Source organism: Shewanella sp. 10N.286.52.B9 (assembly GCF_002873635.1).
Classification (GTDB): domain Bacteria; phylum Pseudomonadota; class Gammaproteobacteria; order Enterobacterales; family Shewanellaceae; genus Shewanella.
Genome location: NZ_MCTY01000195.1, coordinates 945 through 25,861, shown reverse-complemented (window position 1 = coordinate 25,861; position 24,917 = coordinate 945). Strand labels below are relative to the sequence as shown.

Sequence of the window (24,917 nt, the reverse complement as noted above, 5' to 3'; positions counted from 1 at the left end):
TTAGGATGGCTAAAACAATAATTCATAACATCCGTTGTGCCAGTTGGGAATGAATCTATGAGCAATCAGCAAGACAAATTAGCCACGCAAATCGTCAGTGTCGGCAGAGACAAAAAATACACCAAAGGGATTATTAACCCACCGGTGTTTCGCGCCTCAACCGTAGTGTTTGACACCATGGATGACATGCGTTTTGCCATTAAAAATAAAACCAATGGCGAAATGTTTTATGGTCGCCGTGGCACCCCAACGCATTTTTCATTTCAGCAAGCCATCAGTGAACTTGAAGGTGGCGTAGGTACCGCCTTGTATCCGTCAGGTGCGGGAGCAATAAGCAGCGCGTTACTGTCATTTTTAAAAAGTGGTGACCATTTATTAATGGTTGATAATGCTTACGAACCCACCCGCGATTTATGTAATAAGCTGTTAGCTGGCTTTGGCATTGAAACCACCTATTACGATCCGTTAATTGGTGAAGGGATTAAAGCGCTGATTAAGCCCAACACCAAGGTGTTATTCCTTGAATCACCAGGCTCTATCACCATGGAAATTCAAGATGTTCCCACTTTAAGTCGTATCGCACACGAACATGATATGGTCGTCATGCTCGATAACACTTGGGCTTCGCCTATCAATTGTCGTCCATTTGAGATGGGCGTTGATATTTCAATTCAAGCTGCCACTAAATACATTGTTGGTCACTCTGATGTGATGATGGGCACAGCAACCGCTAATGAAGCCTGCTGGGAACAACTGCGTGAAAACAGTTACATCATGGGTCAAACTACTTCACCAGATGATGTTTATCTTGCCGCAAGAGGTTTACGCACCTTAGGCGTCAGAATGGCCCAACATGACAAAAATGCCTTAAAGGTCGCTAATTGGTTAGCCTCCAGACCTGAAGTAGACCACCTGCGCCACCCTGGGTTTGAAACTTGTCCGGGCCATGAGTTTTACCAGCGAGATTTCAGTGGCGGTAATGGCTTATTCTCATTCGTACTCAAACAAGGCAACTTAGCCTCTGTGACCGCTTTTGTAGAAAACATGCGTCATTTCAAAATGGGCTTTTCTTGGGGTGGTTATGAAAGTTTAATTCTCGGTGTCTTTGGCATTGATAAAATTAGATCTGCCACCACATGGGACACCAGCAAGCCGCTTATTCGCCTACATATTGGCCTTGAAGATCCCGATGATCTTATAGGCGACTTAACCGCAGCATTTGAGCGTTATAACGAGGTTGAATCTAAGCGCTAAGCCCTGATTTAGAGCTTATCAACAACACAAATAATCGATAATAAAAAGGCCGAACAGTGTAATATGTTCGGCCTTTTTAATGTTTTGAATGGCTAAAATAGATAAGTCACCCTAATTAACAAAGTAAACTATTCATCAATCACTTGAGTAAATGCCGCATGAAAAGCTTTATAATTTTCATATTTTGGCATGTGACCTAAACCTTCCAACTCAATAAGGCTTGAACCTTTAATCATTGCCTGAGCTTGTTTGCCAAGGTTTTGGTCATCTCCAAGTTTTCTATTAACACCTTTTTTTAACCAACCTCGGCCAGGGCCTGTTCTATCCCTAGTGCCGATGATTAGAAAGGTTTCACTACTAATTTGCGAAAATTTATCTACTATATTTTCTGAAAATATTGGACTATAAGTTAAGGCATTATTCCAAGCGATTAAGTGCCAATCATCCTCTGCTAGGACACCTTGATTGTGCATAATACGAACATCAATCCAGTTTTATCCATTTATCAAGGGTTTCTTGTATCCAAACCGCCAACTCTTGTCGCGACAACTCGTTTTAACAATAAATGTAACTAGCGATTATAATTAGGCTGATGTGGAGTTGAATATTTCACTTATTCACAGCTGTGGTTTATCATCCTTTGGCAGTTGTAGCAGAATTTTTAAATCGAAGTGTTAATTTAGACGCTTAGGCACCTAGGTTAAACAAACGTCAGTAAAACACATTTATTGATGTGCTTGTAGATTATGAGCAAAACTAAAACAAAAACCTCCTTAAACTGAGACAAAAATAACATGCCGCATATTTTTTCAAATCGTCGACGTATTCTTAATTTGACTGCAAATAAGAAAGAACTTAGAGCACAGTTTCGCTGGGAAACCATTAATGCGATAGCTTATAAAGTCGGTGGTATTCTTTTTGTTATTGGCAGTTTCTTTTTTTTCCCAAGTCGGGCTGAATATGCCCATATTGGCGGTTGGTTTTTTCTTGCCGCTTCACTGATTTACTTAGCGGTTAATGTTCACGATATGGCTGAGATCAGGCGACATTGGAAAAGCCAGCTATCCCACGGGATTGATTTAAAATTAGAATATTTTGCAGGTATCAGTTATCTGCTGGGTACCCTATGTTTTGTTTTTGGCCGAATATCTTATTTCCCTGCGGTTGATGATCTGATCCTCGGCACTTGGTTGTTTATCATTGGCAGCACATTGTTTGTGCTTGGCGCTGCAGCCAATGTGTTACTGATTATCAAGGCTGAATCGGTGCAATTACTGCAATTGATGAACCTAACAGCAATCACCTTTATTGTCGGCTCAGTTCTCTATGGTATGGCCTCTATCCCTTATCTGTGGGCTTTTGAATCGCCAAATGATCACCTGCTTATTCTCAACTTTCTTGCTTGGCAATATATGCTGGGCAGTATCCTGTTCTTTCTAGGTGGCATATTTAATTACTGGCGCGCCTATTTACTGGTGCAAAATGCGCTGAAAAATCATCCAGACGTGTAAAGCCTATTAATTTAATCAAACAAATATCTAAGCTTGCTTCAATACCCTAGGTGCTCTGTGCTGTGCGGCTTTATGGCATCAAGCTGATTTATCGTCAGTAAATATCTCAATGAAAATAGCTTATGTGACTGTTTTATAATGCCCCCATGGCGTCACTGCTGAATTAATCAACCTATACGCTATTTTAAGCCAATCACTTTGGATCGTCAGCATCAAAATCCTTAGCCCTTTTTGTAGGGTCGCGTCCTACATAAGCGATTCAGAAGTTCATCAAACAATTGCTAATTTCCCTCAATTCCCTTGCTGCAATCAAGGTGTGAACAACGACCTTTCTCTCATGAGTCACAGTGCTCGTGGGCAATTGTCGTTAGCGACATACAAATATCAGGGCCTAAAAAATGTGGAATAAACTCAACAAGTCGATGATGGTCTGCCAAATGCTTTTTGGCTTATCTTTTTATGGCGTGCTCGTCAGCCTTACGCGCTTTTTTCTAGAAGAACTCAATTACGGTGAATCCGAGACCATGATGGTTGTCGGCGCATTCGCCGCTATCGGGCCATTATTTGCTATTGCAGGCGGTTTTATCGCCGATAAATTACTCGGTGCTTATCGCTCACTCACCATTAGTTATGCTGCATTTGTTACCGGTTATATTCTACTGGTCGTGGGCGCATCCTCATTACATGTCCCTACCGCAATGGCTGGTATAGCACTCGCTAGTTATGGCCGCGGGTTAATGTCGCCATCTTACCCGAGCCTTTATAGAAGAACATTTAACTCTCAAAAAGAGTTTGAACAAGGTTTCCCAATCAATTACTCGGTCAATAATATTGGCGCCTTTGCTGGGCAGTATTTGTTCCCGATGTTAATTCTGTATATTGGTTTTACTGGCGGTTTCATGCTTTCTGCCATATTAGCAGCTGTTGCCCTATTCGTTCTTGTGGTGCTCAAAAAGCCTTTTTCAGCTTTAGGAAAACCTATCGATCAAAAATCACTATCAATTAAAGCCTGGTTTGGCTTTGCTGTTATTTCTTTCGCCATGGTTGGCCTAGTGTTTTTCATGTTCTCAAATATGGAAATTGGACAAAATATCGTTTATGCCATTGGCTTAATGGCAATTGGTTACTTCATTGCTTTGATGTTTCAGGTAGGTCACGCAGAAAAACTTAGAATGGGCACCATTTTAATTGCCACTTTTTTAACGACCTGCTTTTTCGTGTATTACGGACAAATGATGACATCAATGAACATTGTTGCCATTAATACCCTGAGCGGCAATTTGTTTGGCTTTATTCCACTGCAACCAGAAGCGGCAATGGCGATGAACCCACTCTGGTGTATGGTTGGCGGTCCTGTGGTCGCCATGGCTTTTTCTGCCTTAGAGAAAAAAGGCATTAACCTGTCGACTGCAACCAAGGTGTCGGTGGCGTTTGTGATGACAGCTATCGCATTTGGGATATTAACCTATTTCATCTCAAACATCGGCCCAGATGTCACCATTAGACCTGAAGTCTTTTTTGCAGTGCACTTTTTTCAAGCGCTTGCTGAAGTGATTGTCGGCTCAATGGTAGTGGCATTTATTTTGTCTGTTGCCCCCGCACATATTGAAAACTTTTCTGTTAGCCTATTTTCAGTGGGAATCGCTTTAAGTGGGATTGTGGGCGCAGTGCTATCAACTCATATTGCCCTTGAAAAAGGACAAGTCTTGACCCAAGACATCGCCCAAAACATGTATGGTGACTATTTTCAAATGTTAACTATCATGGCGGTCGTGATGATTGGTGTCGCTCTACTGTGTTCAAAACTGATTGCGGTTATGCTGCGGAAAGCTGAACAACACGATACAGCAAATAACAATGTGCTTGAGCCTATTGTTTAACGAGCAATGACTTTTATATTTGTAACGCGACAGTCAATGGCTAACCCATTGACTGTCATGAGGGTCATATGTGTGCTGTATATACATAACCACATATAGCTAAAGTCTAAAATATTAGATTCTCATAAATGAATTATGACCTTCCAAGATAAGGTTTTAAAAACTCACTTACTTCTTTAGAAGCGACACCAATATCTACTTCTATTCGTTTATTCATCAGCATCTGGATACCCTTTCCACTATTCCTTGGGTCAGGATCTAAACATGCGACGACTACTCTTTTTATACCTGATTTAACTAAAGCAGAAGCACAAGCCGGAGTTCTACCAACAAATGAGCAAGGTTCTAGGGTTACGTAGGCTGTCACTGTGCTCAAATCACCCACACACGCATTTAGCGCTTCTATTTCAGCATGGTTACCACCGATCTTTTGGGTGTAACCTTGAGAAATAACTTGTTCATCGCGAACAAGAACGCAGCCCACAGGCGGATTGGGCTGGCATTGAGGCAAAGCTGACTGAGATAGCTTTAATGCTTGAAGCATAAATTTTTTATCGTAATCCATCTAGATTATTTAATTAGCATTCACAATAGATTGCAGTAATTTTCGTAACTGCTCACTATTTTGCTTTGACAAGCCCAAAATGACACTGGGCTTTTGACCGCGGGTTTCAATTTCGATGCGATCCCAAATAATGCCGCTGCGATAATTAAATCCGGCAACTTTATTCCACGGTACTTCATCGGTGTTATTCCATAAACGAAATAGCCCCGGTGCATTAATGCAAATTTTATCCACATCAGTTTCAATTTCTTGGGGCAACAATCTAAATCGAAATAAAACCGATGCCAATAATTCGGCTTTAAATGCCATGGTTAATTCAGTCGCACTGATTGAAATTTGGCTGAATCGATAATGACAATGGCGGCAGACCACAGCGTCTTTAGGCAAGCTGCTGTGGCAATCTGGACAAATATGATCAGATATATATTCTAAGCAATGGCCACACTTTAGTGCGTCAACATGAAGCTGTTGTTTACAATAAGGACAATCCATTTACCCTCCTCATGCTAATAATCGTGTGAGTTAGCTTAAAAACTAGTACGCCGCTTGTGGCTGTTGATAAGCTTTAGTGCCCCATAATGGCACCGTCGATAAGCTGTGTTTGTAACTACCCGATGTTTCCTTGGTCGAATAAGACACATACATCAGAGTTTGATTTTCTGCATCTAAAATACGTCTGATTTTCATAGTTTTAAAGAAAATACTTTTAGACTTTTTAAATACAATCTCACCTGATGCCGACTTATCAATAGCGTCGATCATTTGCGAGGTAATTTCACCGGTTTGACGACATGAAATAGATGAATCGGATGGATCTGAAAAGCTTAAATCCGCTTCGATACTGGCAACATGACAAGTTACCCCAGGTACTAGTGGGTCAACCATCTTATTAAGTTTAATGTCTTTGGTGGTAAACATCCCTAAACTCACCTTGCCAACATCGTCACTGCAACTCATGGTTAATAAGCTAGTCCCTAGCACTAAGGCCATTGCAGTTATTTTATTTACCGGCGTGTTTTGAATCATTGCTCGAACCATATTGATGTTTATCCTTACTGGCTACAACACGATTAATAACACCTGTTGTAACTGGCTTATGCTTAAATGCTTACAGTTAAATCACAGCTAAAAAAATTAGTGCTGAAAAACTTTACCCGCCCAACGCACTAAACCACTGGTTACACTGCCAAAATGGTCGCCGACAATAATTTCTGCTTCACTAAATTGGCTTGAAATACATTCGTGGATCACCGGACTTTTTGCGGTGCCGCCAGTGACATAAACCACATCAGGCTCGGCGCTTGCTGACTCAACAGCTTGCTTCATAATAGTGATTAATTTGCTAACAGGTTGCTGAACTGCAGCTTCAAAGGCATCCTGTAAGACATTAATCTCAAAGTTCGCTTCAATAAAGGATAAATCTGTATCAAAATCTGTCTGCTGTGACAGGCCAATTTTGCACTGCTCTGCTTGACGAACAAATTGATAGCTCATTTGATGCAAGCGTAATGATTTAAGTCGTTTAAGAAGCGCTGGTTGCTCGGCATCTTTAATGAGTTCGTCAATTAATTTAGCCGTCGCAATAGAGCCAAATTCTCGCTGAGCACTAATGTCATTAACAGCAACGCCATTCCAAAATGGTTGTCGCGGTACTGTAAGGTTATTTTTTAATGTAGAGCCTAGGCCTAAATGCGGCATAAAACAGTTCATGGCAACGGCAATATCAAGATCGTTACCGCCAACACGCTGACCACTATGGCCAAGCACATCATCACTACGATCGGTTTTATGTTGTAACTCTGGGCCCATTTTTACCATAGAGCAATCGGTGGTGCCGCCGCCAACATCAACCACTAGTACGGTTTTGTGGGACGTCATTGACGCTTCATAATCCATCGCAGCAGCCATAGGTTCAAATAAAAAGCTTACTTGTTCAAAGCCTGCTCTTTTAGCCGCTGTTTCTAAAATAGCTTGTGCTTGCTGATTACTTTCCTCACCGCCAACACCTTGAAAGTTAACAGGTCGGCCAATGACAGCTTTGGTGATCGGCTCTTTAATTACTGCTTTAGCCCGAGACATCACTTCAAGCATCATTAAGGTGACAATATCTTCAAATAACGCCACTTGATCGACCCTTAAACCACTAGCGCCTAAAAATGATTTTGGTGACCGGACGTAAAAACCTTCATCGGGTAATTCCAAATAGGCTTCAATTGCTTCTGGACCAACAAATACCACTTGCTCGTCTGGGTAAATATCCAACTCATGGCGGACTTGTCTGGCGCGGCTTAATTGCGATGAACGCAAGTGGCCATATTGTGGTTTTAACTCATCCGCAATGCGGTGATAAACAGCTTCAGCGATAAGTTCTCTATCCATGGCATATAAGGTTGAAGATAAGAAACAACTATCACCATTAATCGGAATAAGTGTCACCTGACCATCTTGCTCGATACCCACTGAGCAGTTTGCACTGCCGTAATCAAAACCAATAAACATTAACTTCCAACTTTATATTTCTAGATCAATGCTAAAAATAACATAAGCTGATTAAGATTTGTTATTCACTTTAGCAATAACAAATCTTTCGCTGCTAAATCCAGCAACCTGTTTCATTTATAATAATGACTTGTTTAGGCACAGTAAAAATAACATCGGCCTCAAAAAGCTAAAATCAATACAAAAAGCACCCACATGACAATGGATGCTTTCATCAAACTGGCTTAATCGACCTTTAGTGACTCTAATTATTTAGCTTCATTTTGGGCTAGCTTCACGCTTTCTTTATGTTGACGTCTTTGCTGAATAACTTGTTTAACGTCACTACCTATATGGGCTTCGCCACGCTGTTTAGCCAGTTGAACCTGTCTTTCACGTTCAATAAAACGTTGACGCTGCTCATCTGAAATTTTATCGATACAGTGTGGACAACTGACGCCTTGAACAAAAGCTGGGGTCTGCATTTCTTCTTGTGTGATTGGCATGCGGCAAGCATTACATTGATCGTAAATACCTTTATCTAAATCATGATTTACCGCCACCCGATTATCAAATACAAAACACTCACCTTGCCACAGGCTTTGCTCTTGGTTCACTTCTTCAAGGTATTTTAAAATCCCGCCTTCAAGGTGATACACCTCATCAAAACCCTGCTCTTTAAGGTAAGCGGTGGATTTTTCACAGCGAATGCCACCGGTACAGAACATGGCGACTTTTTTGTGCTTAGTTGGATCGAGGTTTTCTTTGACGTATTGAGGAAACTCTCTGAAGGTTTCAGTTACAGGGTTAACTGCATTTTTGAAGGTGCCGATTTGTACTTCATAATCGTTACGGGTATCGACTAATAACACCTCAGGATCTGAGATCAGTTTGTTCCAATCTTTTGGTTTAACGTATGTCCCTACCACTTCCCTTGGATCAATCCCTTCAACCCCCATAGTGACAATTTCTTTCTTGAGTTTCACTTTGGTGCGGTAAAATGGCATGTTGTCGTCAAAGGATAATTTATACACAATTTCATTTAAGCCATCTTGTGACGCCAACCAGGCTAACAGGCTATCAATACTTTGTTGCGAGCCTGCTACTGTGCCGTTAATACCTTCACTGGCCAGTAATAAAGTGCCTTTAATTTCTTGTTGCTCCATATGGGCTAATAATGGCGCTTTTATTGATTCAAAATGCGGTAAAGCAACAAACTTATATAACGCGCAAACGACAACTTGTGACATGAATATCTCCGCTAGCTGGAACTTAATTTCCAGTGCAATTAATAACGATTAAGGACAAATAAGCACAAAAGAGTGATCAACCTCAAATTATGGCGCGAAATTGTAACTTAATCACACAACCATAGCTAGGCGTAATGCAGCGTCTTCAGTTCGTGTCAGTAAACACATATGTTTCAACAAACCCGCAAAACCAACCGACAACCTAAGCAAAAAGTTCACACACCCACAGATAAAAAACATAGAATAAGCTCACTCATTGTTTACTTCACGATAACAAGGTCTAGTTATATATGTCTTCCGCTATTCTTTATACCTTCAGGCGCTGCCCTTATGCGATGAGAGCGCGTATAGGCTTGCATTTAAGTTCGTTAAATCCTGAATTAAGAGAAATTGAGTTACGTAATAAACCTGCAGAAATGCTAAAGCTGTCGCCAAAAGGCACAGTACCAGTATTAGTACTGAATGATCCGCAAATTAATCGTCCTAAAGTATTAGACGAAAGCATTGATATCTTCAAGTATGTATTAAGTCATTATTCTTGTGCTGATACTGAATATTTATGCAACAGTGCTTATGTAAGCTTAGTCTGCTCTATAACCGATAAAGCAGCAATTGATCTGATTGAATTGAATGATTTTCAATTTAAACCTTGGCTAGACAAATACAAGTATGCTGATAGACACCTTGAGTATCCTGAAGAGTATTACCGCATTAAAGCCTGTGAATTCATTGAAATTTTAGAAGAAAAGCTGTCTGATAATAAACAACTGTTGTCAGACTCACCCTCGATGGCTGACTACGCTATTTTTCCGTTTGTAAGACAATTTGCACATGTTAATAAGCTCTGGTTCCAGCAAAGCCCATATAAAAATGTAAAACAATGGCTCAAAATCCATCTAGAAAGTGATTTATTTAAAATGGTTATGAAAAAACACTCTCTCTGGTTAGATGATTTAACCCAGCAACATTACCTCAAATAGCGTCGATATATTACTAACTGCTTATATTAGCAACAACAGATCAATCTTTTGTATAGTTATTCATATATATGATTGATAAAAGTACTGTAAATGCGCTATGTTAAGTCAACTATAAGATGGATTTTATAGTGATTAAGCAGCTAATCTCCAAAATAGGATTAAGCTTAGGTAATCCTCTCATGCAGTGACCAAGGATGTAGACATGGAACAAATGGATTTGGTGCTTGTGCTCATACCACTGTTAATCGTATTGCATATTATGTTTTGCTACCGCGCGATTAACACAGCAGCAAAGATCGATAACGTTAAACGTTATCTATGGGGAACAATAAGCCTATTTTTAGGCCCGTTAGGCTATTACTTATATCAGAACTTGCTGCCGTTAGATGCATTAGACCCAAGCGACTAAGACATTTAATTATAACGAGCAAAGTCACCGACCTAGGTAACTCAAACATTTTTATTTAAAAATATTAAATATAGTGATTCCACAACTGGAGTCACTATATTTTTATTAACGCTTTTGATCGCCTTTATAATTAGCACTGTTCTCGAGCTCAGCAATTAAGTTGATAAGCCCACTTCATAGAAACAGGTTATAAATATCGAGCGAATTGTCGGCCTGGTTTTAACGGTTTAAGCGGCGCTTTAACCGCAGGGGTGCCGATATACAAAAAGCCCACGATTTGATCTTCAGCGGCAATACCCAAACCTTGATTAACCATCGCGTTAAAAGCAAAGTCACCAGTACGCCAAACTGCGCCCAATCCTAAAGAAAACGCTGCTTGTTGCATTGCCATGGTGGCGCAGCCCGCGGCTAACTGCTGCTCTAATAATGGCACTTTAGGATGTGACTGACTTTTGGCGACGACAGTAATGACCATTGGCGCTCGGTGTGGCATCCCTTTCACTTTGGTTAAAAAGGTTTCATCCGCCCCTTTAGACTTAGCCGCCGTAACAAATATCTCTGCTAAGGTCTCTAACCCTGCATCAGTGGCGATAATAAATTCCCAAGGGGTTAAAGCGCCGTGATCTGGCACTCTGGCAGCAGCATTAAGAATGAAGTCCAATTGTTGTTCATTCGGCGCAGGCGTTGTTAAACGAGGTGTTGACTGGCGAGTAAGTAATAATTCTGAAGCGTCCAATTGCAAAATCCCTGTCTTTTCATTGCGCAGACACATGTCCACGCCGATAATTAATCTCTCAAGAATATTAACAAAAATCCCACATTAAAGTGGGATTTTTACATGTCATGATAAATTGTTAGATGAGGTTATTAATCGCTAGCTAGCACGCTTGGCAATAAAGTGATCCACGCTGGTATATCGGCCTCCGCCCATAAATAACAGCGCAAGCAACATTATGAAATAGGTTATGGCAAACTCAATACCATTATTTAAAATAACAAAGTTGCCTGAGCTTGTGAGCCATTCGTAATTACCATGTTGCTGTAAAAGTGCTTTAGCCGCAGCAAGCTTTTCAGCAGAAGCGGTGACATTATCGTTAGCAAGCCAGGAACTGGCATCAGCAATGGCCAACCAGCCATTATTAATGTGCACCGCAAACGCCGCAACTAACATGGTTACCATCATAGGGATGGCCACTAAACGTGTAGCTAAGCCTATCAGTAGTAACACCCCACCAAACAACTCTGTCCCCGCAGCTAATGCTGTCATGACTTCAGGCATAGGTAAACCTAAACCCCAATCAGGATTACCAAACCAAGCCGCTGTGTCACTAAAATTAGATAACTTGTTATAACCTGCTTGCATTAATACTGGGGCTAAATAAAGTCGCAAAGCCAGTGGTGCTATGCCTTCAATGTGCCTTAATAAACTTAAAAATTGCTGATATAGGTTCACCATGATAATTCCTTAACCTTGCTGCGATAATTACATCATTAGACCTTGGAATAACAAGTTTTATTTCATCTATTTACATCAGCTATAAATTAACGCTCCACATCGTCAGACAGATCTTGTAAATCCTCAATTAACGTGACTATTTTTTTGTTTAAATGACGGCGCTGCTTGCTGGATAAACTGTGATTAATTTCAATCATTAACTGACCAAATAATCGAGTATTTCTATCTGCATTTTGCTGATAGATTGCCGATTTTAATTCATCTGGCTGGGTCATTAATAACCGCATTCTCTGCTCAAGTAAGGCTGTATCATCTCGTTGACTCAGCGCAGTTTCAAACTGACGTAACCATTCAAGTCGATACTCTAGCCACATATCAAGGGTTGCTAAACGCTGTTGATTAAACGCTTTAATTAACACTTCTTGTTCTGCTGTGGTGCTTCCTAACCAATCATCAACCCGATTGATGGTTCTTTTGTTGGCATCGGCGACTAATTCTAGTTGGTTTTTTCCTGCATACTTGGCATTTAATTCATCATTATCAAGTTTAAGCTGAGTAATAATAGATTTAACTTGTTGATCGCTTAAGCTAGTAATAATAGGTAGTAAATCGGGTAGTAAAAATTCAAAAACACGAAACCAATGGGCTTTAGCTGCAGTAACTTGTTGCTCCCAAATTTCAATGGTGAGCGTGTGTTTATTAATATTGTCGGAAAGTTGCTGCAGCTGCTCGCTATAGCGAGCCAATTCTTGCTGTTGATGCCAAAGCAAAAACTTATCTAGCAGCTTATCAAATTGAGCTTGTTGAGATTTATCTAATTCTACATATTCATCAACGCGCCACTCAATGGCCCAGTCGAGAAAGAAGTAACTAAATTTGGTGGAACATCCTGCTAAAAAGATAACAAGTAATATTGGAATTAATGGCTTTTTCAACGGTCATTCTCCCCTACAAACAGCATAAGTTAAGAATAATAGCCTTATGGCACTAAAGATAGGTATTTGTTGAATAAGTTAAAATATTGCTGAGGAGATAATTGCTGGTTAGCTGCCATCATTAAAGCCCAAGCTGCGGCAAATAGCCAAAAGCAATGAGCCATTTCAGCAAGGTAGTCAGTACAATCATAAGTCAAATTCAGCTGATGTTGTAGATATTTTTCCGTCAGTTGTTTTACTTGCTCTTGAGTTAATTGATGCGTCACCACCACGGCGACTAAATCAAACAGCGGATGACTGGCAGCGCAATATTCAAAATCAATACACTTAAGTTGTTTACCATCAAACAGTAAATTATACGGCGACAAATCTCGGTGACAGAACTGCGGCGAAATCACGCAGGTTTCTAGTTGTTCAAGCCAAATAGCCATTTGGGCATATTTACTGGTTAATTTTCGATAAAGCTGCTGCCATGTCACTAACGCCTGAGTTTCATCAGCATCGCCTTTGTTTGCGACGCTTGCATCAGCAATTGAGTTGCCTAAGTCAGATAATGAGTTTACATAAACTTGCCATTGCTGAGTCATGGTAATTTGTTTCGTCGGCAAAGGTAATTTTGATAGCGGGGTTAATAACCCCAGTAGGTGAGCAACAGGGTCTAGCGCCGCAAACACCGACTGCTGTGGGCGCTTGTTATCATAAAAACTAAACTCGGCGACATAATTTGACCATAAGTGATTATTTTCAGGTATAAACTGACTTAGGTAAAAGCGTTTATCATCACTAAGCCAAATTAATTTAGGCGCCCGATTAATGGCTTCAACCAAGCGCCAACTGCTCACTTCGTTGTCTCGTTCACACCACGGGGCATTATCTTGATTAACCCGTAATACCCAATCGCTATCACTTAAGGCTATATGGAAGTTTTGGTTACTTAATCCATCAGATAACACTTTAACCCCATGACAATCTGCTTCAATCTTATCGGCTAATATATTCGGTAATTGGCGTTTAATATCCGCAGGTAGCCATTGCCATGGGTTAAAGTGACTCATTATCTAAATAGCCATTAGCTTGCTAAGGCTGCATCATCTGGTGCATGATTTTGCAGCATTTTTTTACGCCACATAAAGTAACCGCTGACAGCCATAAATAAATACAGGATAAGTAAACCAGAAGTTAGCATTAAACCTTTTTGAAGGTATAAGTAAATTGATAGCGAATTAATCACCATCCAGTAATACCAATTTTCTATTACCTTTTTCGCCACTAGATAAGTAGTCATCACCGCAAAACAGGTTGTTAATGCATCAAGATATGGAAACGAAGCACTTGTATTTGTGGCCATTAAGTAGCCCACAATCAAGGATACACCACTAGTAACGGCAATAATCACTAAGTGTTTGTTTAGAGACCAACTAATAATTGGCAGTTCAGTTTGATGACGACTGTCAGCACCATAGCGCCACAGCCAAAAGCCATAAATCGCCATCGCCATGTAATATACATTTAGCACTGATTCCATCAACAATGACACATTCCAAAACAGCACTGTGTATATGGCAGTACTGGCAAAGGCTGCCGCCCAACACCAAATATTGGTTTTCATGGCTAATATCAAATACGCAATTGCCAGAATCACTGCAACAGCTTCCCAGCCTGTCATTACAGACACTTCAGTAATGGCAATTTGTATTGATTGAACGATCTCAGATAACATAACGTTGGCTACTATTTCATTACTATGATGAATTTACAGGTTATTCGGTGTGGCTTAAATCAAGCTCGCCACCAATAAATTTACATACAAATACTGCTTTGCCCCATTTTTGATGGGCCGCTTCCATTTCGGTTGCTAGCATGGCCATCACATCTGCGTATTCACCGCACACCTGAGTCGCCATCGCATTGGTTTTACGTTCAATATTAGGGTAGCTATCTACTCGGCCAATAAACCACTTTATCGGGTCTAAATAGTTTTCATTAAATGGATACATGCTGATTTCGGCAGTCAATTTCATGGAAATTCCTTAATCGTGATAAAAATACCGTCATAGTCTATCAAAGTTTAAGGTAAAAAACTTTTCAAAACATGACGGCAATTTAGTGTTAAGTATTGTTATTATTAAATAAATCAACTGTAACCCAACAGGTTAACAGCCCCCTTTAATTAACATAGTTTGCAGTCAAGCTACATAAACTTGACGTTTAAGGTAATACCTAGCTGACGTGGATCGCCGAAACGTACATATTGCTTATCGGCCCAATCTAAGTCTGGTTCATTACCAAAGTAGAAGCCTCTGGTGCCATATTGCTCGTCAAATAAGTTGCGGCCCCATAAATACGCTGACCACATTTGTGTTTCATAACCCACTCGAGCATTGAAAATAGTATAAGCGTCTGACTTTGATTCGTTACTATCAGAGTAGTAAAAATCACTTTTACCGCTAGCATTTAAATTGGTAAACCAGCCAGAATCACTGACATAGCTCATGCCTGCGCTATAAGTAAATTTTGGCGCATGGGCTTGCTCTCGACCTGTTAAATCTACGACATTGCCATATTTATCCTTGTATTGATAATCACCATAGGTGGCTTCTAACCAACCTGCACTACCGTAGAATTGAATGTTATCGGTGGCATAGTAGGTAAAGTCGATTTCGGCGCCGTAGTTTTCAGCACTACCTGCATTTTCGGTAAATAGAATGAAGCGCTGCTGATCATCAGGGTCTTGTTGTGATGCCGCCACTTGCTGATCGCGTCGATCCATATAGAAGAATGCCAAGTTGGTATCTAATTGACCTTGTAACCACGAAGATTTGAGCCCTAACTCGTAGTTATATAAGATTTCAGTATCAAACTCTTTTTTATCGGCTAATTCAGCTGGCAAACTCATGTTAAAGCCACCCGCTTTGTAACCGCGAGCAATACGCAGATAGGTATTATGGTCTTGGTTTATGGGTTTAGATAGCGCTAAATGACCACCCCACATGTTTTCGCTAGGTGAGAATTTATCACCATTACTGTCTGAATATTCACTTTCTCGGCGCTCTAAACGAACCCCAGCTGAAAATACATAACCATTACTAAACTGGGTATCGGTTTGAGCAAAAATAGCATAGTTGGTCGCTTCATATTCCGATTGCAGCACTTCATCTGGCCAGCCATTGTATTCAGAATATAAGTCATTATCCTCTTGAAGGTTCATGCCATATAAGCCCATTAACCAATCAGTCGAATCGTTAAAAATTCGGCCAGCTTCGTTTGAGCTGATACGAAGTTCCTGTGACACGGTTTTACGCTCACCCTGTTTATCCCAGGTGTAATCATAAACACATGGCTCAGTCCCAATCACGTTCCAGTCATCATCATAAATGCTGCATTGTTTCGAATCCCAGTAATCAGGGTTGGCCCAATCGCCGTCATAATTATGGTGATGATCGGTTTGTGCAAATGAAGTTAACGAGGTGAGTTCGAACTTTTCAAAACTGCTGAATGTGGCTTTTAAGCCAGCACCAGTGGTCTTTTGCGCATCAACACCAGGCTTATCGGTAATAGTTTCAAAGCCATTATTATCTAACGTCCAGGCATCATAGCCATTATCAAAATTAGCATGTAAAAAGGTTAAATCCAGTTGCACATCATCTGCAGCATACCAACGCAATTTAGCACGGGCGGTGAATTCATCACGGCCATTGGTATCTTCACGCTCTAGATAAGTATTGTCGCGGTAACCATTTTGCGAATGTTGCTCTAAAGACACCCGATAAAGTAGCTTACCAGAGTCAGTTATTGGGCCAGAGCTAAAACCGGAGAAGGTTTGTAAGTCATCGTCACCAAGAGAGACTTGTGCGCCATGTTCAAACACATCGGTGGGATCGTTACTTTTAAGGTATATAAGACCCGCTAACGCATTGGCGCCATATTGTGTACCTTGTGGGCCACGAAGAACTTCAACCTGTTGCATATCGTACATGCTCGACACCATGCCGATCCCAGATAAATCGATATCATCAACAATGAAGCCAACAGAAGAATTTGGCGCGCCTTGATATTCTTCTTGCTCACCCACACCACGAATTTGGAAATACTTTGGCCGAGAGCTGCCGCCAGACCAGTTAAAATTAGCAATAGAGTTTAATACATCTTCAAAATGTTGAGCGCCCTCATCTTGCAATTGTTGGCTATCGATGACGGTAACACTGGATGGCACTTTTTCTAGCGCTATATTACTAAAGTCAGCGTTAACCACTATGACTTCCATTTTTTCAGCAGCGGGCGCCACGCGTTCAACATTTTCTGTTTGAGCGACAACGGAAGTGGATAAAACGGCAAGAATGGCAATCGCTAGTGGCGATTTAGATTTTATTACAGACATAGGACCTCAAATTATAATTTTGAGATCCGGCAAGCATAGTGAATTAGTTATGTGCATCCATGACTGTCATTACAATTATCAGTTATTAAATTGGTGTCGTTTTTCGTTTACGACTTGGTTTATGACTGAGTTAATGACTAACATTTACGGCAAAGCATGCAGCCTATTCCTACGCCGGTATGAGCCGGATCAGGTTCTAAGGGTTTGTCTTTAGACATCTCAGTTTATCAACACGATAAACACCCCTTGGCGCGGCGGATTATAAACTATCCTTCATCTGTGCAACAGCACTAACAGGCACTTTTTATTAACTATTTAAGTACAAAAAATTATCACATAGATATTTTTATGATTAGCTAAGCCTATAAAACAAAAAACACGCAATTAAGCGTGTTTTATATTTTAAAAGATACACTTAGTTAGAGAATGCTTCTCTTACATATACTTCAAAACGGCTTGCATTGGCATTAGGGGCAACGGCGCTAACCTGCATTTGTTGTTTGCCATGTAGCTTTAATGACTTCCAGCTGCTTGCTTCATCTTCAATGGTAAAGCCACCAACATCAAACCAAGTAAACTTATATTGCAACCTTAAATCCGTTGACACCTTGCTAATGATTAATGCAGAACCTTGCAATAAATCCGCTTGCGTTCTGACATTGACTTGCTCAACAGCGACTTTTCTCGCAAAAGAATTATTATCAACTCTCACTTCGCTATTAGAGCTAACCATGACTCCCGCGGTATGATTAGCACAGGCTGATAGCATTAACGCTAGCGATATCATTATTACTCTTAATGTCATCATTAATTCCTTTTTTTAAGTATTAAAAATAAATGGTCGGCTCAGTGTCAAACAGCTTGCTCATCTATGCATCAACTGTGTGTTACTTCTACTGATCAAGCAAGAAATGCGCTCTCGCAGTAGCAATTAGCTGCTTACGATTTTTCTGCCAGCAATTAATGCTAACATTAGCAACTCGGCGTCCTTGACGAGTAATTTTACATTCAGCAAACGTATCTTGATGTAAACCCGCACGTAAATAATCAATTGAAAAATCGATAATTTTTGGCACTTTCTTAGCTTGCATAAATACCATTAACTGCACAATCGCCGACATTTCCATAAAGCCAGCAATAACCCCGCCATGTATGGCTGGCAGAATAGGATTACCAATGTTGTCATCTTTAGTTGGCAGCTTAAATACCATTTCATCACCAAAGCGATCAACACTCATCCCGATAAATTGGGTATAAGGGACTTTCTCTAATAAATAACTATAGTCATTTAAATCAATGGCCCGCTTAACCACATCATGAACATTAATATCGCCCACAGTTAAACTGGCATTGCCTGCCTGCATAACTTCAACACTTTGAGTGTCAGGCTGGTTATTAGCAGCTGAATTGACTGCACTTGCTTCATCAGCGCAGCCCATCAAAGCTTGTCTAAACTCTTCACCCACCATTTCTGGACTAATACGCATAAATGAGCCAACAGCATGCGCAATAGGATCATCAATACTGTCTTGATAAGCAATCGCACGGGTAAACGCCACATTGGCCGACAAACGATAACATTCTGCAAATGCATACAGCGGTTTGTTTGGCTCAGCCGGTTTCATGTAGTCAACCCGTAAATCTAAGGTTGGCGATATTTCTAAGGATTTATACTTCTCTAAAATAGCGCATACAACAGAAGTGCCGGATGCGGTATCAATGATCGTAGTCACCACACCGCCGTGTATCACCCCAGTATCTGGGTCACCAATGATATCTTGGCTATAAGGCAACTCCAGTAATACGTGATGTTCACTGGCTTCTAACGCACTAATATTCAATCGACGGCAATGGGCAAGCTGATTAACAAATCGGCTTGCTACGCCGGTTAACGGAAAAAAATCACTGTTTATTTTCATGTTATTAGTATTAATCCAACCGACTTAGCATTGGCCCAAGTGACTTACCGCCAAGTAGATGCATATGGATATGGTAAACCTCTTGGCCACCGTGTTTATTACAGTTCATGATTAAGCGGTAACCATCTTGTGCAATACCCGCTTCATCAGCCAGCTTTGCCGCAACTGTCATCATTCGCCCTAATGCCAGTTCGTCAGATGCTTTTACATCATTGGCTGTGGGGATCAAATGGTTTGGAATAATCAGAATATGTGTTGGTGCCTGTGGGTTTATATCGCGAAAAGCGGTGACGAGCTCATCCTGAAACAAAATGTCGGCAGGAATTTCTCGGCGTATAATTTTACTGAAAATGGTTTCTTCAGCCATGATTGATCATCCTTTTGGTTATTATAATCGAAGTAGTGAAAATCATTGTTGAATGCGCTAATCAAGCAGCCAACTAAGCGCTTGCTTAACTATATAATAGCTACTGCTGCATTTGTCACTTAAGCCAAGCAAGTTTAACACTTTGCTATTAATCACTGTTGAATGTTGTTGGCACTATCAAGCCAATTTTGACAGCTCGATTAACTATAGCAACGCTCACTTACTTAGAGTTTATCTAGGCATTATCACATCATTGTTATCAATGCTAAAGGGGATTTATTTGAAGTATCCCCAGCAATTAACATTGAAGTCGCTAAAAAAAGCGCTATATTTCTTGGTGGTTACCTTTAAACCTTATGCAATTAGACTTCTTAGGCATCTTTTTGATCACCACATAATGAAAGCTAAGCTGCTTATGTGGTTATCGCCTTAAAGGCTGCGTCTGTGTATCTAGAAGTTTACCCCCAGAAAACATAAAAGGCGCCATTGGCACCTTTATCGTGATTGAAACATAAGGGACTGTTAATTAGGGGCTATTTATTCAGGACGGATAATTAGCCACGCTTAATTCTGGCACTGACTTGCGCTTCTTTATGGGCTTCTAACCAATACTTTTGCAAGGTAGTATTTTGCAAACCTGTAGTGGCATCCCCTAGCCTCCAAGCCCCTTTCCAAATGCCATCGGCAATAAGATGCACAACAGCGCTCTCAATGGCTGCGACTACGCATAAACTCACAGGCTCATTGGAAGTATAACCCGCTTCAGCCTCTAACAAATCTTGTGCATCAATAAACTTAAATACACCCGCGGTAATTTCTTTTGATATCACCGATTTGGTGGTGGTAACACTACTGAGTAATCGGCCAGTTCGAATATCCACAGCGCGTAAATTAACGGTAATGCTATCGACTCGGTATTGACCTGAAGCGCCAATGCCTAAATACCGTGCTCCAGCACCGCCCGTTTTAATATTTGTGTCATAGGCAACAATGCCACCTTCCATTAATACCTGCGCACTATTAAGTTGCGGTAATTTACTGGCATCACCTTTAAGTCCTGCCCGTAAAATTTTACGTTCTGTTAATAGGTTTTGCAGTCCTTCACGCTCAACGGGTATAAACCATGCTGAATCATTAAGTGACTGGGCTAAAAATGCCGTACCGGATTGTGGCACTGCCGTTGAAAAGTTACTTGATGGAATGGGCTTGTATTGTCCTGTTTGATCGCGAAAATCATATACTGCAGCAACCATCGCACCTTGTGGAAAAGGTAAACTGGTTAGATCGTAATAAGTTTCACCTTTAGGCATTAAACTTGAAGTGGCATCTATATTTTCAAATTCTTCATCAATTGATGAGCAAGCTGTTAAAGATAGTAGGCACAAGCTAATAATTAATTTTTTCATTATTAACCCCCGACACTGTCATCAACAATACCGCCAACTTCAATAATGGTGGTTTCACCGGTTAATACGTCGGTAATATGAACAATCAATGAGCCGTCTTCATTAACGACATTAATTTCAAAATCATCAGTTAATAGATAACCTTCCCCCCCATTGGCGGCATCATTAAAAAGTTGGCTCATCAACCGAGACTGTAACGAACTTGAGAGACGTTCTAATGCTGTTGGGGCCACATAACCTGAGCCACCACTACTTTCATGGTCATTTTGCGCAGCTGCATTAGCCAGTAGATATGAGCCATTTAAATAGCTGCCACCAAAGGCTGGGTTTACTGGTTGATAAATAAGTTGAGTGGCAAAGCAATCAACTGAAAGAATGAGCAATATTGAAGTAAATGTTATTTTTTTCATTTTGGCTTTCCATGCTTAGAATTCGTCAGGTGCGAGATCTGGGTCAAACAACGCTCCTAAAACGGCTTGTTCATTTTGCTTAACTACCGCAGAGTTAACGCGTTTAGCGGCATAATTGGCTTGGTCATCTATATTCCGACTAATAGGCGACACAAAAGTCACAAAAACGGTTTTTCTGTTTTGTTGTATTAATATTTTGCTACCACTTCTTGCTGTAGCTTGTTCAATAACGGTGAGCCCGGTATGTTTAGACTCGCCACCAATATCTCTGTATGCCGCGACAAATTCACGGTAAAAGCGATGGCCGAGTCGGGTCATCGCACGGTTTAAGATTAACCCATCAATTAAATCAGCTTCATCCTTAGGGACGGCATCATTAATATTAATAGGCTTAGTTTTGGGAGCTTTTTGAATATTCTTATCTGTCGCTGACGTTGTTGGCTCTTTGGCATTCTTAAGCTTTTCTGCGTGGCTTTGATCTATTGGCGGTTTATTTTTAGTGCTGATTTGCTTTAAAGAAGGTTCAGTCACTAAAGTTGATTTAATATCTAGTGTTGACTCTGTAGATAACCTTGATTCAGTAACTAAAGGTTTTGTTACTGAATTACCAGCGGCAATGACATGACTTGAAAAGATGAACAGAAAAAACATCAATAAGATGCTTTTCATACTCTAACCTCATGCATGTGAGTCTGTGCCCAAGCTATTGCTTGACCGCGACTGGATACCCCAATTTTTCTGAAAGCGCGATATAAATGAGTTTTAATTGTACTCTCGCTGACAAACAATTGATTGGCGATATCCAAATTTGTACTGCCAGCCAGTAACGCTTGAAGTACTTCTCTTTCACGTATGGTTAAATGCTCACTATCATCGTCAGCTTCATCACCAGTGACTGATTTATGTAAATCATGGGGTATAATGCTGCGACCTTTAAGTATTTCGTTAAATCCACTGCTAATAGCGGTAAGTTCAGCATCACTGTAAAATACACCAAACGTTGTAGCTGGGTGGATCAAAAATTTTGCATCAACTTGTTTGGGGAAATTAATAAATACCGTTTTCACCGAGCTGTGTTCGCGTTCGATTAAACGCTGTAATTGATAAGCTTGTTGTAAATCTATGGTAGCTAAATCAAACACCACTAAAGAGATTTCATGTGAATTTAATTTAGTACTCATAGTTGCTGGAGTTGCTTTAGCTAGCTTGACCAAAAACTCTTGGGGCCAACGACAATCAAGTAGGTCAACAAGCAATTGCGAACGAGAAACGATCATCCAATTGATAACTTTAAACATCACCCTTCACTCCATGTTATTACTTAAACAAACCTGTAGAAATTGTATAAAGTCAGGTTAGCAAGCCAACCTGACATATACTATTAGCCAAAAGAGTGTTTAAATTATTTTAAATATACTTTTGTACTACTATGGCATCATCACTGCGCCTTGATTAATGGTCACAGAGTTACCATCACCAAAGGTGGTCACTGACGAAGTATTGCCCATATCAGTTTGTGTTACTGCAACAACATTTGTACTGCCAATGATATAAACATCAGCAAAGTGCTCTGTGCCCGTTTGGCTAATATCAAGGTCATTAGTTGAACCAAACCAAGACTCTCCAATAGCTTCGTTCAAGCTGCCTACCTGTACAATATCAACCATTGAGCCAGTACTTGCACCGTCGGCATAAGCGCTATTATCATCACCAGTTTGCGTCACATTGACAACATTATTGCTTCCCCATGCACCCGCACCAAAACCGGTCCCATAAGAATTAGTTGCATTGTCGTTATCAGTCACAGAGTTTCTATTACCGGTTTGAGTAATAGTAATAGTGTTGTTGGCGTTATATCCTGTTTTTGCACCAGCATAGTTATCATCACCAGTTTGGTATACAGATACTGTATTTGTTACGCTATCAGGCAATTGAGTAACCAATGCCTCGTTTGAAATACCTGCTTGAACAACAGTTGCAGTATCACCGCTACCAGCTTGATTGACTGTCGCTAAGTTACTCATATCGCTTTGGGTAACCGTGGCAGTATTATTGGCATTACTTTGATTAACAAATGCCATTTGACCGTCACCAGACTGAGTTACGGTTGTAGTTTGGTTAAAGTCTGATTGCTCCACAGTAGCTTGACCATTAACACCACTTTGCATCACAGTAGCCAAACCGCTATCACCAGACTGGTTAACATCAGCCTCATTATTCAAATTAGATTGAGTAACAAATGCCTCGTTACCATTGCCCATTTGCATCACTGCAGCATCATTCGACAAGCCTGTTTGTACAATATCTGCCCAGTTATTATCGCCAGATTGATCAATTACCGCGACTGTCTCTTCCAAAGCATTATCTGTTAGCGTATTTGTTTGCTGAAATATGCTACCTGTATTGCCAGCTCCAGCCTGCGATATGGTCGCTTCTGCACCATCTGAATTATCCTGCTCAATGTAGGCATCATTACCAGTGCCAACAGACTGATTAATGGTGGCATCGGCAAAGTCAGACACATAATTGTTAATTTCTGCAGTATCACCATCACCTAACTGATTGATGGTCGATGATGCGCCATCGGCATTTTCTTGCGTAATAGTTGCAATATTACTGTCACCCACTTGATTTACTGCCGCTTCTGCAGCTTGGGCATTGTAATATTTCTGCACTATATTCGCTTTATTCAAACTACCTTCAGTATCAATAGTCGCTGATGCTGTAGCGGTTGAATTATGCTGAGAGATTGCCCCTTCATTCCCATTACCCACTTGAGTAATAAAAGCTGCAGTATTTGAAGTATCAGCTTGAGTCACTTCTGCAGAATTCTCATCACCAGATTGTGATACTGTTGCTGCATTTGACTCGCTATTGACTTGCTGCGTAATCATGACAGAATTATCATTACCAACTTGGTCCACAGTTGCCATGTTACCATCACTAGCATGCGCACTAGTTGAAGCAAATAGTACAGCTGAAATTAATAAAGCTAATTTTGAATGTTTCATTATTGTCTTTCCCTATACGTTTAGTTAGATAAATTATCTTTGGGTGATCACAACATCTTGTGAGTTTCCCCATTGAAGTACACCCACTGCGTTTCCAGACCCGTGCTGCTGGATCTCTATCGAATTGTCGTAACCACTTTGCTTAATTAAAGCTAGGTTCCCAGTTCCTGTTTGCATCACATCGAGGTATAAATTTTCTCCGCGTTGCAACGAAACAACCGCATTTCCAAAACCCATCTGCAAGATTTCAGCCTCAATATTGGCACCAGACTGCCTAAGGCCTGCAATATGATGCGAGCCTTGCTGATTAACATTTATTGAATTATTAAAACCGAATTGTTGAGATTGAAAACGATTAGCGCTACCAGACTGATATAAGCTTAATGAACTATCACTGCCATCTTGTGAAACTCGAGCTAAATTAGCCCCACTGGCAAGTTCATCAAAATCACTTAAATCAGACTGACTGAAAGTAGGAAAAGAAGCTAGACAGACGACAAAGGCAAATGAAATTGCTATTATCTTAGTTAAGCGATGTAAATACTTACTTTTTAATACGTCCATGCTTTCTGCCTTTAACAACTGACTGAAAGGAGAATTCCCTTCACATTTTCAGTGGGTAAAGTATTGCTCAATAAAATCTATTCTAAATCCACCTCGAGTATTAAAACCTCATAGACTAATAGCTATAAAATCCTCCCCCCCCCC

27 protein-coding genes, 1 pseudogene and 1 riboswitch are annotated in these 24,917 nt (G+C 40.5%); of the genes and pseudogenes, 5 read left to right on the top strand and 23 right to left on the bottom strand.

The genetic code is table 11. The features are described 5' to 3' along the window. Positions 1 to 57: 57 nt before the first annotated feature. Positions 58 to 1,254, top strand: a complete 1,197-nt coding sequence (locus BCU91_RS14820; protein WP_102531793.1) for a cystathionine beta-lyase — start codon at positions 58 to 60, stop codon at positions 1,252 to 1,254. 128 nt (positions 1,255 to 1,382) lie between these two features. Here the strand turns inward: BCU91_RS14820 and BCU91_RS14815 are convergent, their stop codons facing one another. Next, positions 1,383 to 1,727 (bottom strand): hypothetical protein, encoded by a 345-nt coding sequence (locus BCU91_RS14815; RefSeq protein WP_198590480.1) that lies wholly within the window; start codon positions 1,725 to 1,727, stop codon positions 1,383 to 1,385. 321 nt (positions 1,728 to 2,048) lie between these two features. Here BCU91_RS14815 and BCU91_RS14810 point away from each other — a divergent pair, with 321 nt between their 5' ends. Together BCU91_RS14810 and BCU91_RS14805 are read left to right on the top strand one after the other, a co-directional pair. Beyond that, positions 2,049 to 2,765 carry a YrhK family protein gene (locus BCU91_RS14810; RefSeq protein WP_102531785.1) on the top strand — a complete coding sequence of 239 codons (717 nt, stop codon included), beginning with the start codon at positions 2,049 to 2,051 and terminating at the stop codon, positions 2,763 to 2,765. 398 nt (positions 2,766 to 3,163) lie between these two features. After that, the gene (locus BCU91_RS14805) at positions 3,164 to 4,645 is read left to right on the top strand and encodes an MFS transporter (RefSeq protein ID WP_102531784.1); all 1,482 of its coding nucleotides are present in this window, start codon (positions 3,164 to 3,166) and stop codon (positions 4,643 to 4,645) included. Between the two features lie 133 nt (positions 4,646 to 4,778). On the opposite strand, the gene BCU91_RS14800 is transcribed toward BCU91_RS14805, so the two are convergent. From BCU91_RS14800 to BCU91_RS14780, 5 genes are all read right to left on the bottom strand, one after another. After that, the gene (locus BCU91_RS14800; RefSeq protein WP_102476399.1) at positions 4,779 to 5,210 is read right to left on the bottom strand and encodes a bifunctional diaminohydroxyphosphoribosylaminopyrimidine deaminase/5-amino-6-(5-phosphoribosylamino)uracil reductase RibD; all 432 of its coding nucleotides are present in this window, start codon (positions 5,208 to 5,210) and stop codon (positions 4,779 to 4,781) included. Between the two features lie 9 nt (positions 5,211 to 5,219). Next, positions 5,220 to 5,702 carry a zinc ribbon domain-containing protein gene (locus BCU91_RS14795; protein WP_102519996.1) on the bottom strand — a complete coding sequence of 161 codons (483 nt, stop codon included), beginning with the start codon at positions 5,700 to 5,702 and terminating at the stop codon, positions 5,220 to 5,222. Between the two features lie 42 nt (positions 5,703 to 5,744). Continuing rightward, on the bottom strand, positions 5,745 to 6,200 hold the full coding sequence (locus BCU91_RS14790) for a CreA family protein (protein WP_102439616.1): 456 nt from the start codon (positions 6,198 to 6,200) through the stop codon (positions 5,745 to 5,747). Between the two features lie 144 nt (positions 6,201 to 6,344). Then, the gene (yegD, locus tag BCU91_RS14785) at positions 6,345 to 7,709 is read right to left on the bottom strand and encodes a molecular chaperone (protein ID WP_102531783.1); all 1,365 of its coding nucleotides are present in this window, start codon (positions 7,707 to 7,709) and stop codon (positions 6,345 to 6,347) included. A 248-nt stretch (positions 7,710 to 7,957) separates the two neighbouring features. Beyond that, positions 7,958 to 8,938 carry a rhodanese-related sulfurtransferase gene (locus BCU91_RS14780; protein ID WP_102439599.1) on the bottom strand — a complete coding sequence of 327 codons (981 nt, stop codon included), beginning with the start codon at positions 8,936 to 8,938 and terminating at the stop codon, positions 7,958 to 7,960. 290 nt (positions 8,939 to 9,228) lie between these two features. Between BCU91_RS14780 and BCU91_RS14775 the strand changes: the two genes are divergently transcribed. Together BCU91_RS14775 and BCU91_RS14770 are read left to right on the top strand one after the other, a co-directional pair. Continuing rightward, a complete protein-coding gene (locus BCU91_RS14775) occupies positions 9,229 to 9,918 on the top strand; it encodes a glutathione S-transferase (protein ID WP_102439598.1) in 690 nt (229 codons plus the stop codon). A 202-nt stretch (positions 9,919 to 10,120) separates the two neighbouring features. Further along, positions 10,121 to 10,327, top strand: a complete 207-nt coding sequence (locus tag BCU91_RS14770; RefSeq protein WP_076536156.1) for a hypothetical protein — start codon at positions 10,121 to 10,123, stop codon at positions 10,325 to 10,327. A gap of 187 nt (positions 10,328 to 10,514) precedes the next feature. Here BCU91_RS14770 and BCU91_RS14765 read toward each other — a convergent pair whose 3' ends face one another. From BCU91_RS14765 to BCU91_RS14690, 17 genes and pseudogenes are all read right to left on the bottom strand, one after another. Then, the gene (locus BCU91_RS14765; RefSeq protein WP_102439615.1) at positions 10,515 to 11,063 is read right to left on the bottom strand and encodes an NAD(P)H nitroreductase; all 549 of its coding nucleotides are present in this window, start codon (positions 11,061 to 11,063) and stop codon (positions 10,515 to 10,517) included. A gap of 138 nt (positions 11,064 to 11,201) precedes the next feature. Beyond that, the gene (locus BCU91_RS14760; RefSeq protein WP_102531782.1) at positions 11,202 to 11,789 is read right to left on the bottom strand and encodes a DoxX family protein; all 588 of its coding nucleotides are present in this window, start codon (positions 11,787 to 11,789) and stop codon (positions 11,202 to 11,204) included. An 80-nt stretch (positions 11,790 to 11,869) separates the two neighbouring features. After that, on the bottom strand, positions 11,870 to 12,718 hold the full coding sequence (locus BCU91_RS14755; protein WP_102531781.1) for a DUF6279 family lipoprotein: 849 nt from the start codon (positions 12,716 to 12,718) through the stop codon (positions 11,870 to 11,872). 44 nt (positions 12,719 to 12,762) lie between these two features. Then, positions 12,763 to 13,773 carry a phosphotransferase gene (locus tag BCU91_RS14750; RefSeq protein ID WP_102531780.1) on the bottom strand — a complete coding sequence of 337 codons (1,011 nt, stop codon included), beginning with the start codon at positions 13,771 to 13,773 and terminating at the stop codon, positions 12,763 to 12,765. 14 nt (positions 13,774 to 13,787) lie between these two features. Then, entirely contained in the window at positions 13,788 to 14,438 is a 651-nt protein-coding gene (gene pnuC / locus BCU91_RS14745) for a nicotinamide riboside transporter PnuC (RefSeq protein WP_102439594.1), read from the bottom strand. A gap of 40 nt (positions 14,439 to 14,478) precedes the next feature. Next, positions 14,479 to 14,739 carry a hypothetical protein gene (locus tag BCU91_RS14740; protein ID WP_076536145.1) on the bottom strand — a complete coding sequence of 87 codons (261 nt, stop codon included), beginning with the start codon at positions 14,737 to 14,739 and terminating at the stop codon, positions 14,479 to 14,481. 170 nt (positions 14,740 to 14,909) lie between these two features. Next, positions 14,910 to 17,096 carry a TonB-dependent receptor gene (locus BCU91_RS14735; protein WP_102531779.1) on the bottom strand — a complete coding sequence of 729 codons (2,187 nt, stop codon included), beginning with the start codon at positions 17,094 to 17,096 and terminating at the stop codon, positions 14,910 to 14,912. 148 nt (positions 17,097 to 17,244) lie between these two features. Further along, positions 17,245 to 17,353: riboswitch (TPP riboswitch) on the bottom strand. Positions 17,354 to 17,511: 158 nt separating this feature from the next. Next, a complete protein-coding gene (locus tag BCU91_RS14730) occupies positions 17,512 to 17,901 on the bottom strand; it encodes a YcfL family protein (protein WP_102531778.1) in 390 nt (129 codons plus the stop codon). Positions 17,902 to 17,989: 88 nt separating this feature from the next. Beyond that, positions 17,990 to 18,460 carry a PaaI family thioesterase gene (locus BCU91_RS20730; RefSeq protein ID WP_347230783.1) on the bottom strand — a complete coding sequence of 157 codons (471 nt, stop codon included), beginning with the start codon at positions 18,458 to 18,460 and terminating at the stop codon, positions 17,990 to 17,992. A gap of 171 nt (positions 18,461 to 18,631) precedes the next feature. Further along, positions 18,632 to 19,015 (bottom strand): annotated as a pseudogene (locus BCU91_RS20725) (PaaI family thioesterase); the annotation flags it as partial. A gap of 10 nt (positions 19,016 to 19,025) precedes the next feature. Then, the gene (hinT, locus tag BCU91_RS14720) at positions 19,026 to 19,382 is read right to left on the bottom strand and encodes a purine nucleoside phosphoramidase (protein WP_102439590.1); all 357 of its coding nucleotides are present in this window, start codon (positions 19,380 to 19,382) and stop codon (positions 19,026 to 19,028) included. A 554-nt stretch (positions 19,383 to 19,936) separates the two neighbouring features. After that, positions 19,937 to 20,788: a CsgG/HfaB family protein gene (locus BCU91_RS14715; protein ID WP_076536135.1), complete on the bottom strand. Its 852-nt coding sequence runs from the start codon at positions 20,786 to 20,788 to the stop codon at positions 19,937 to 19,939. A gap of 2 nt (positions 20,789 to 20,790) precedes the next feature. After that, the gene (locus tag BCU91_RS14710) at positions 20,791 to 21,198 is read right to left on the bottom strand and encodes a curli assembly protein CsgF (protein WP_102439588.1); all 408 of its coding nucleotides are present in this window, start codon (positions 21,196 to 21,198) and stop codon (positions 20,791 to 20,793) included. A gap of 15 nt (positions 21,199 to 21,213) precedes the next feature. Next, a complete protein-coding gene (locus BCU91_RS14705) occupies positions 21,214 to 21,867 on the bottom strand; it encodes a curli production assembly/transport protein CsgE (RefSeq protein ID WP_241901032.1) in 654 nt (217 codons plus the stop codon). Beyond that, entirely contained in the window at positions 21,864 to 22,496 is a 633-nt protein-coding gene (locus tag BCU91_RS14700) for a LuxR C-terminal-related transcriptional regulator (RefSeq protein WP_102439587.1), read from the bottom strand. The genes BCU91_RS14705 and BCU91_RS14700 overlap by 4 nt, the downstream gene beginning before the upstream one ends. A 129-nt stretch (positions 22,497 to 22,625) precedes the next feature. Further along, positions 22,626 to 24,209: a curlin gene (locus tag BCU91_RS14695; protein ID WP_102476408.1), complete on the bottom strand. Its 1,584-nt coding sequence runs from the start codon at positions 24,207 to 24,209 to the stop codon at positions 22,626 to 22,628. 33 nt (positions 24,210 to 24,242) lie between these two features. After that, positions 24,243 to 24,773, bottom strand: a complete 531-nt coding sequence (locus BCU91_RS14690; RefSeq protein ID WP_102531777.1) for a curlin — start codon at positions 24,771 to 24,773, stop codon at positions 24,243 to 24,245. Positions 24,774 to 24,917: the final 144 nt, after the last annotated feature.

Coding starts and splice junctions, on each gene's coding strand:
- BCU91_RS14820 (WP_102531793.1), top strand. CDS start 58: ATGAGCAATCAGCAAGACAAATTAGCCACGCAAATCGTCAGTGTCGGC.
- BCU91_RS14815 (WP_198590480.1), bottom strand. CDS start 1,727: ATGCACAATCAAGGTGTCCTAGCAGAGGATGATTGGCACTTAATCGCT.
- BCU91_RS14810 (WP_102531785.1), top strand. CDS start 2,049: ATGCCGCATATTTTTTCAAATCGTCGACGTATTCTTAATTTGACTGCA.
- BCU91_RS14805 (WP_102531784.1), top strand. CDS start 3,164: ATGTGGAATAAACTCAACAAGTCGATGATGGTCTGCCAAATGCTTTTT.
- BCU91_RS14800 (WP_102476399.1), bottom strand. CDS start 5,210: ATGGATTACGATAAAAAATTTATGCTTCAAGCATTAAAGCTATCTCAG.
- BCU91_RS14795 (WP_102519996.1), bottom strand. CDS start 5,702: ATGGATTGTCCTTATTGTAAACAACAGCTTCATGTTGACGCACTAAAG.
- BCU91_RS14790 (WP_102439616.1), bottom strand. CDS start 6,200: ATGGCCTTAGTGCTAGGGACTAGCTTATTAACCATGAGTTGCAGTGAC.
- yegD (WP_102531783.1), bottom strand. CDS start 7,709: ATGTTTATTGGTTTTGATTACGGCAGTGCAAACTGCTCAGTGGGTATC.
- BCU91_RS14780 (WP_102439599.1), bottom strand. CDS start 8,938: ATGTCACAAGTTGTCGTTTGCGCGTTATATAAGTTTGTTGCTTTACCG.
- BCU91_RS14775 (WP_102439598.1), top strand. CDS start 9,229: ATGTCTTCCGCTATTCTTTATACCTTCAGGCGCTGCCCTTATGCGATG.
- BCU91_RS14770 (WP_076536156.1), top strand. CDS start 10,121: ATGGAACAAATGGATTTGGTGCTTGTGCTCATACCACTGTTAATCGTA.
- BCU91_RS14750 (WP_102531780.1), bottom strand. CDS start 13,773: ATGAGTCACTTTAACCCATGGCAATGGCTACCTGCGGATATTAAACGC.
- pnuC (WP_102439594.1), bottom strand. CDS start 14,438: ATGTTATCTGAGATCGTTCAATCAATACAAATTGCCATTACTGAAGTG.
- BCU91_RS14740 (WP_076536145.1), bottom strand. CDS start 14,739: ATGAAATTGACTGCCGAAATCAGCATGTATCCATTTAATGAAAACTAT.
- BCU91_RS14735 (WP_102531779.1), bottom strand. CDS start 17,096: ATGTCTGTAATAAAATCTAAATCGCCACTAGCGATTGCCATTCTTGCC.
- BCU91_RS14730 (WP_102531778.1), bottom strand. CDS start 17,901: ATGACATTAAGAGTAATAATGATATCGCTAGCGTTAATGCTATCAGCC.
- BCU91_RS20730 (WP_347230783.1), bottom strand. CDS start 18,460: ATGCAGGCAGGCAATGCCAGTTTAACTGTGGGCGATATTAATGTTCAT.
- hinT (WP_102439590.1), bottom strand. CDS start 19,382: ATGGCTGAAGAAACCATTTTCAGTAAAATTATACGCCGAGAAATTCCT.
- BCU91_RS14715 (WP_076536135.1), bottom strand. CDS start 20,788: ATGAAAAAATTAATTATTAGCTTGTGCCTACTATCTTTAACAGCTTGC.
- BCU91_RS14710 (WP_102439588.1), bottom strand. CDS start 21,198: ATGAAAAAAATAACATTTACTTCAATATTGCTCATTCTTTCAGTTGAT.
- BCU91_RS14705 (WP_241901032.1), bottom strand. CDS start 21,867: ATGAAAAGCATCTTATTGATGTTTTTTCTGTTCATCTTTTCAAGTCAT.
- BCU91_RS14700 (WP_102439587.1), bottom strand. CDS start 22,496: ATGTTTAAAGTTATCAATTGGATGATCGTTTCTCGTTCGCAATTGCTT.
- BCU91_RS14695 (WP_102476408.1), bottom strand. CDS start 24,209: ATGAAACATTCAAAATTAGCTTTATTAATTTCAGCTGTACTATTTGCT.
- BCU91_RS14690 (WP_102531777.1), bottom strand. CDS start 24,773: ATGGACGTATTAAAAAGTAAGTATTTACATCGCTTAACTAAGATAATA.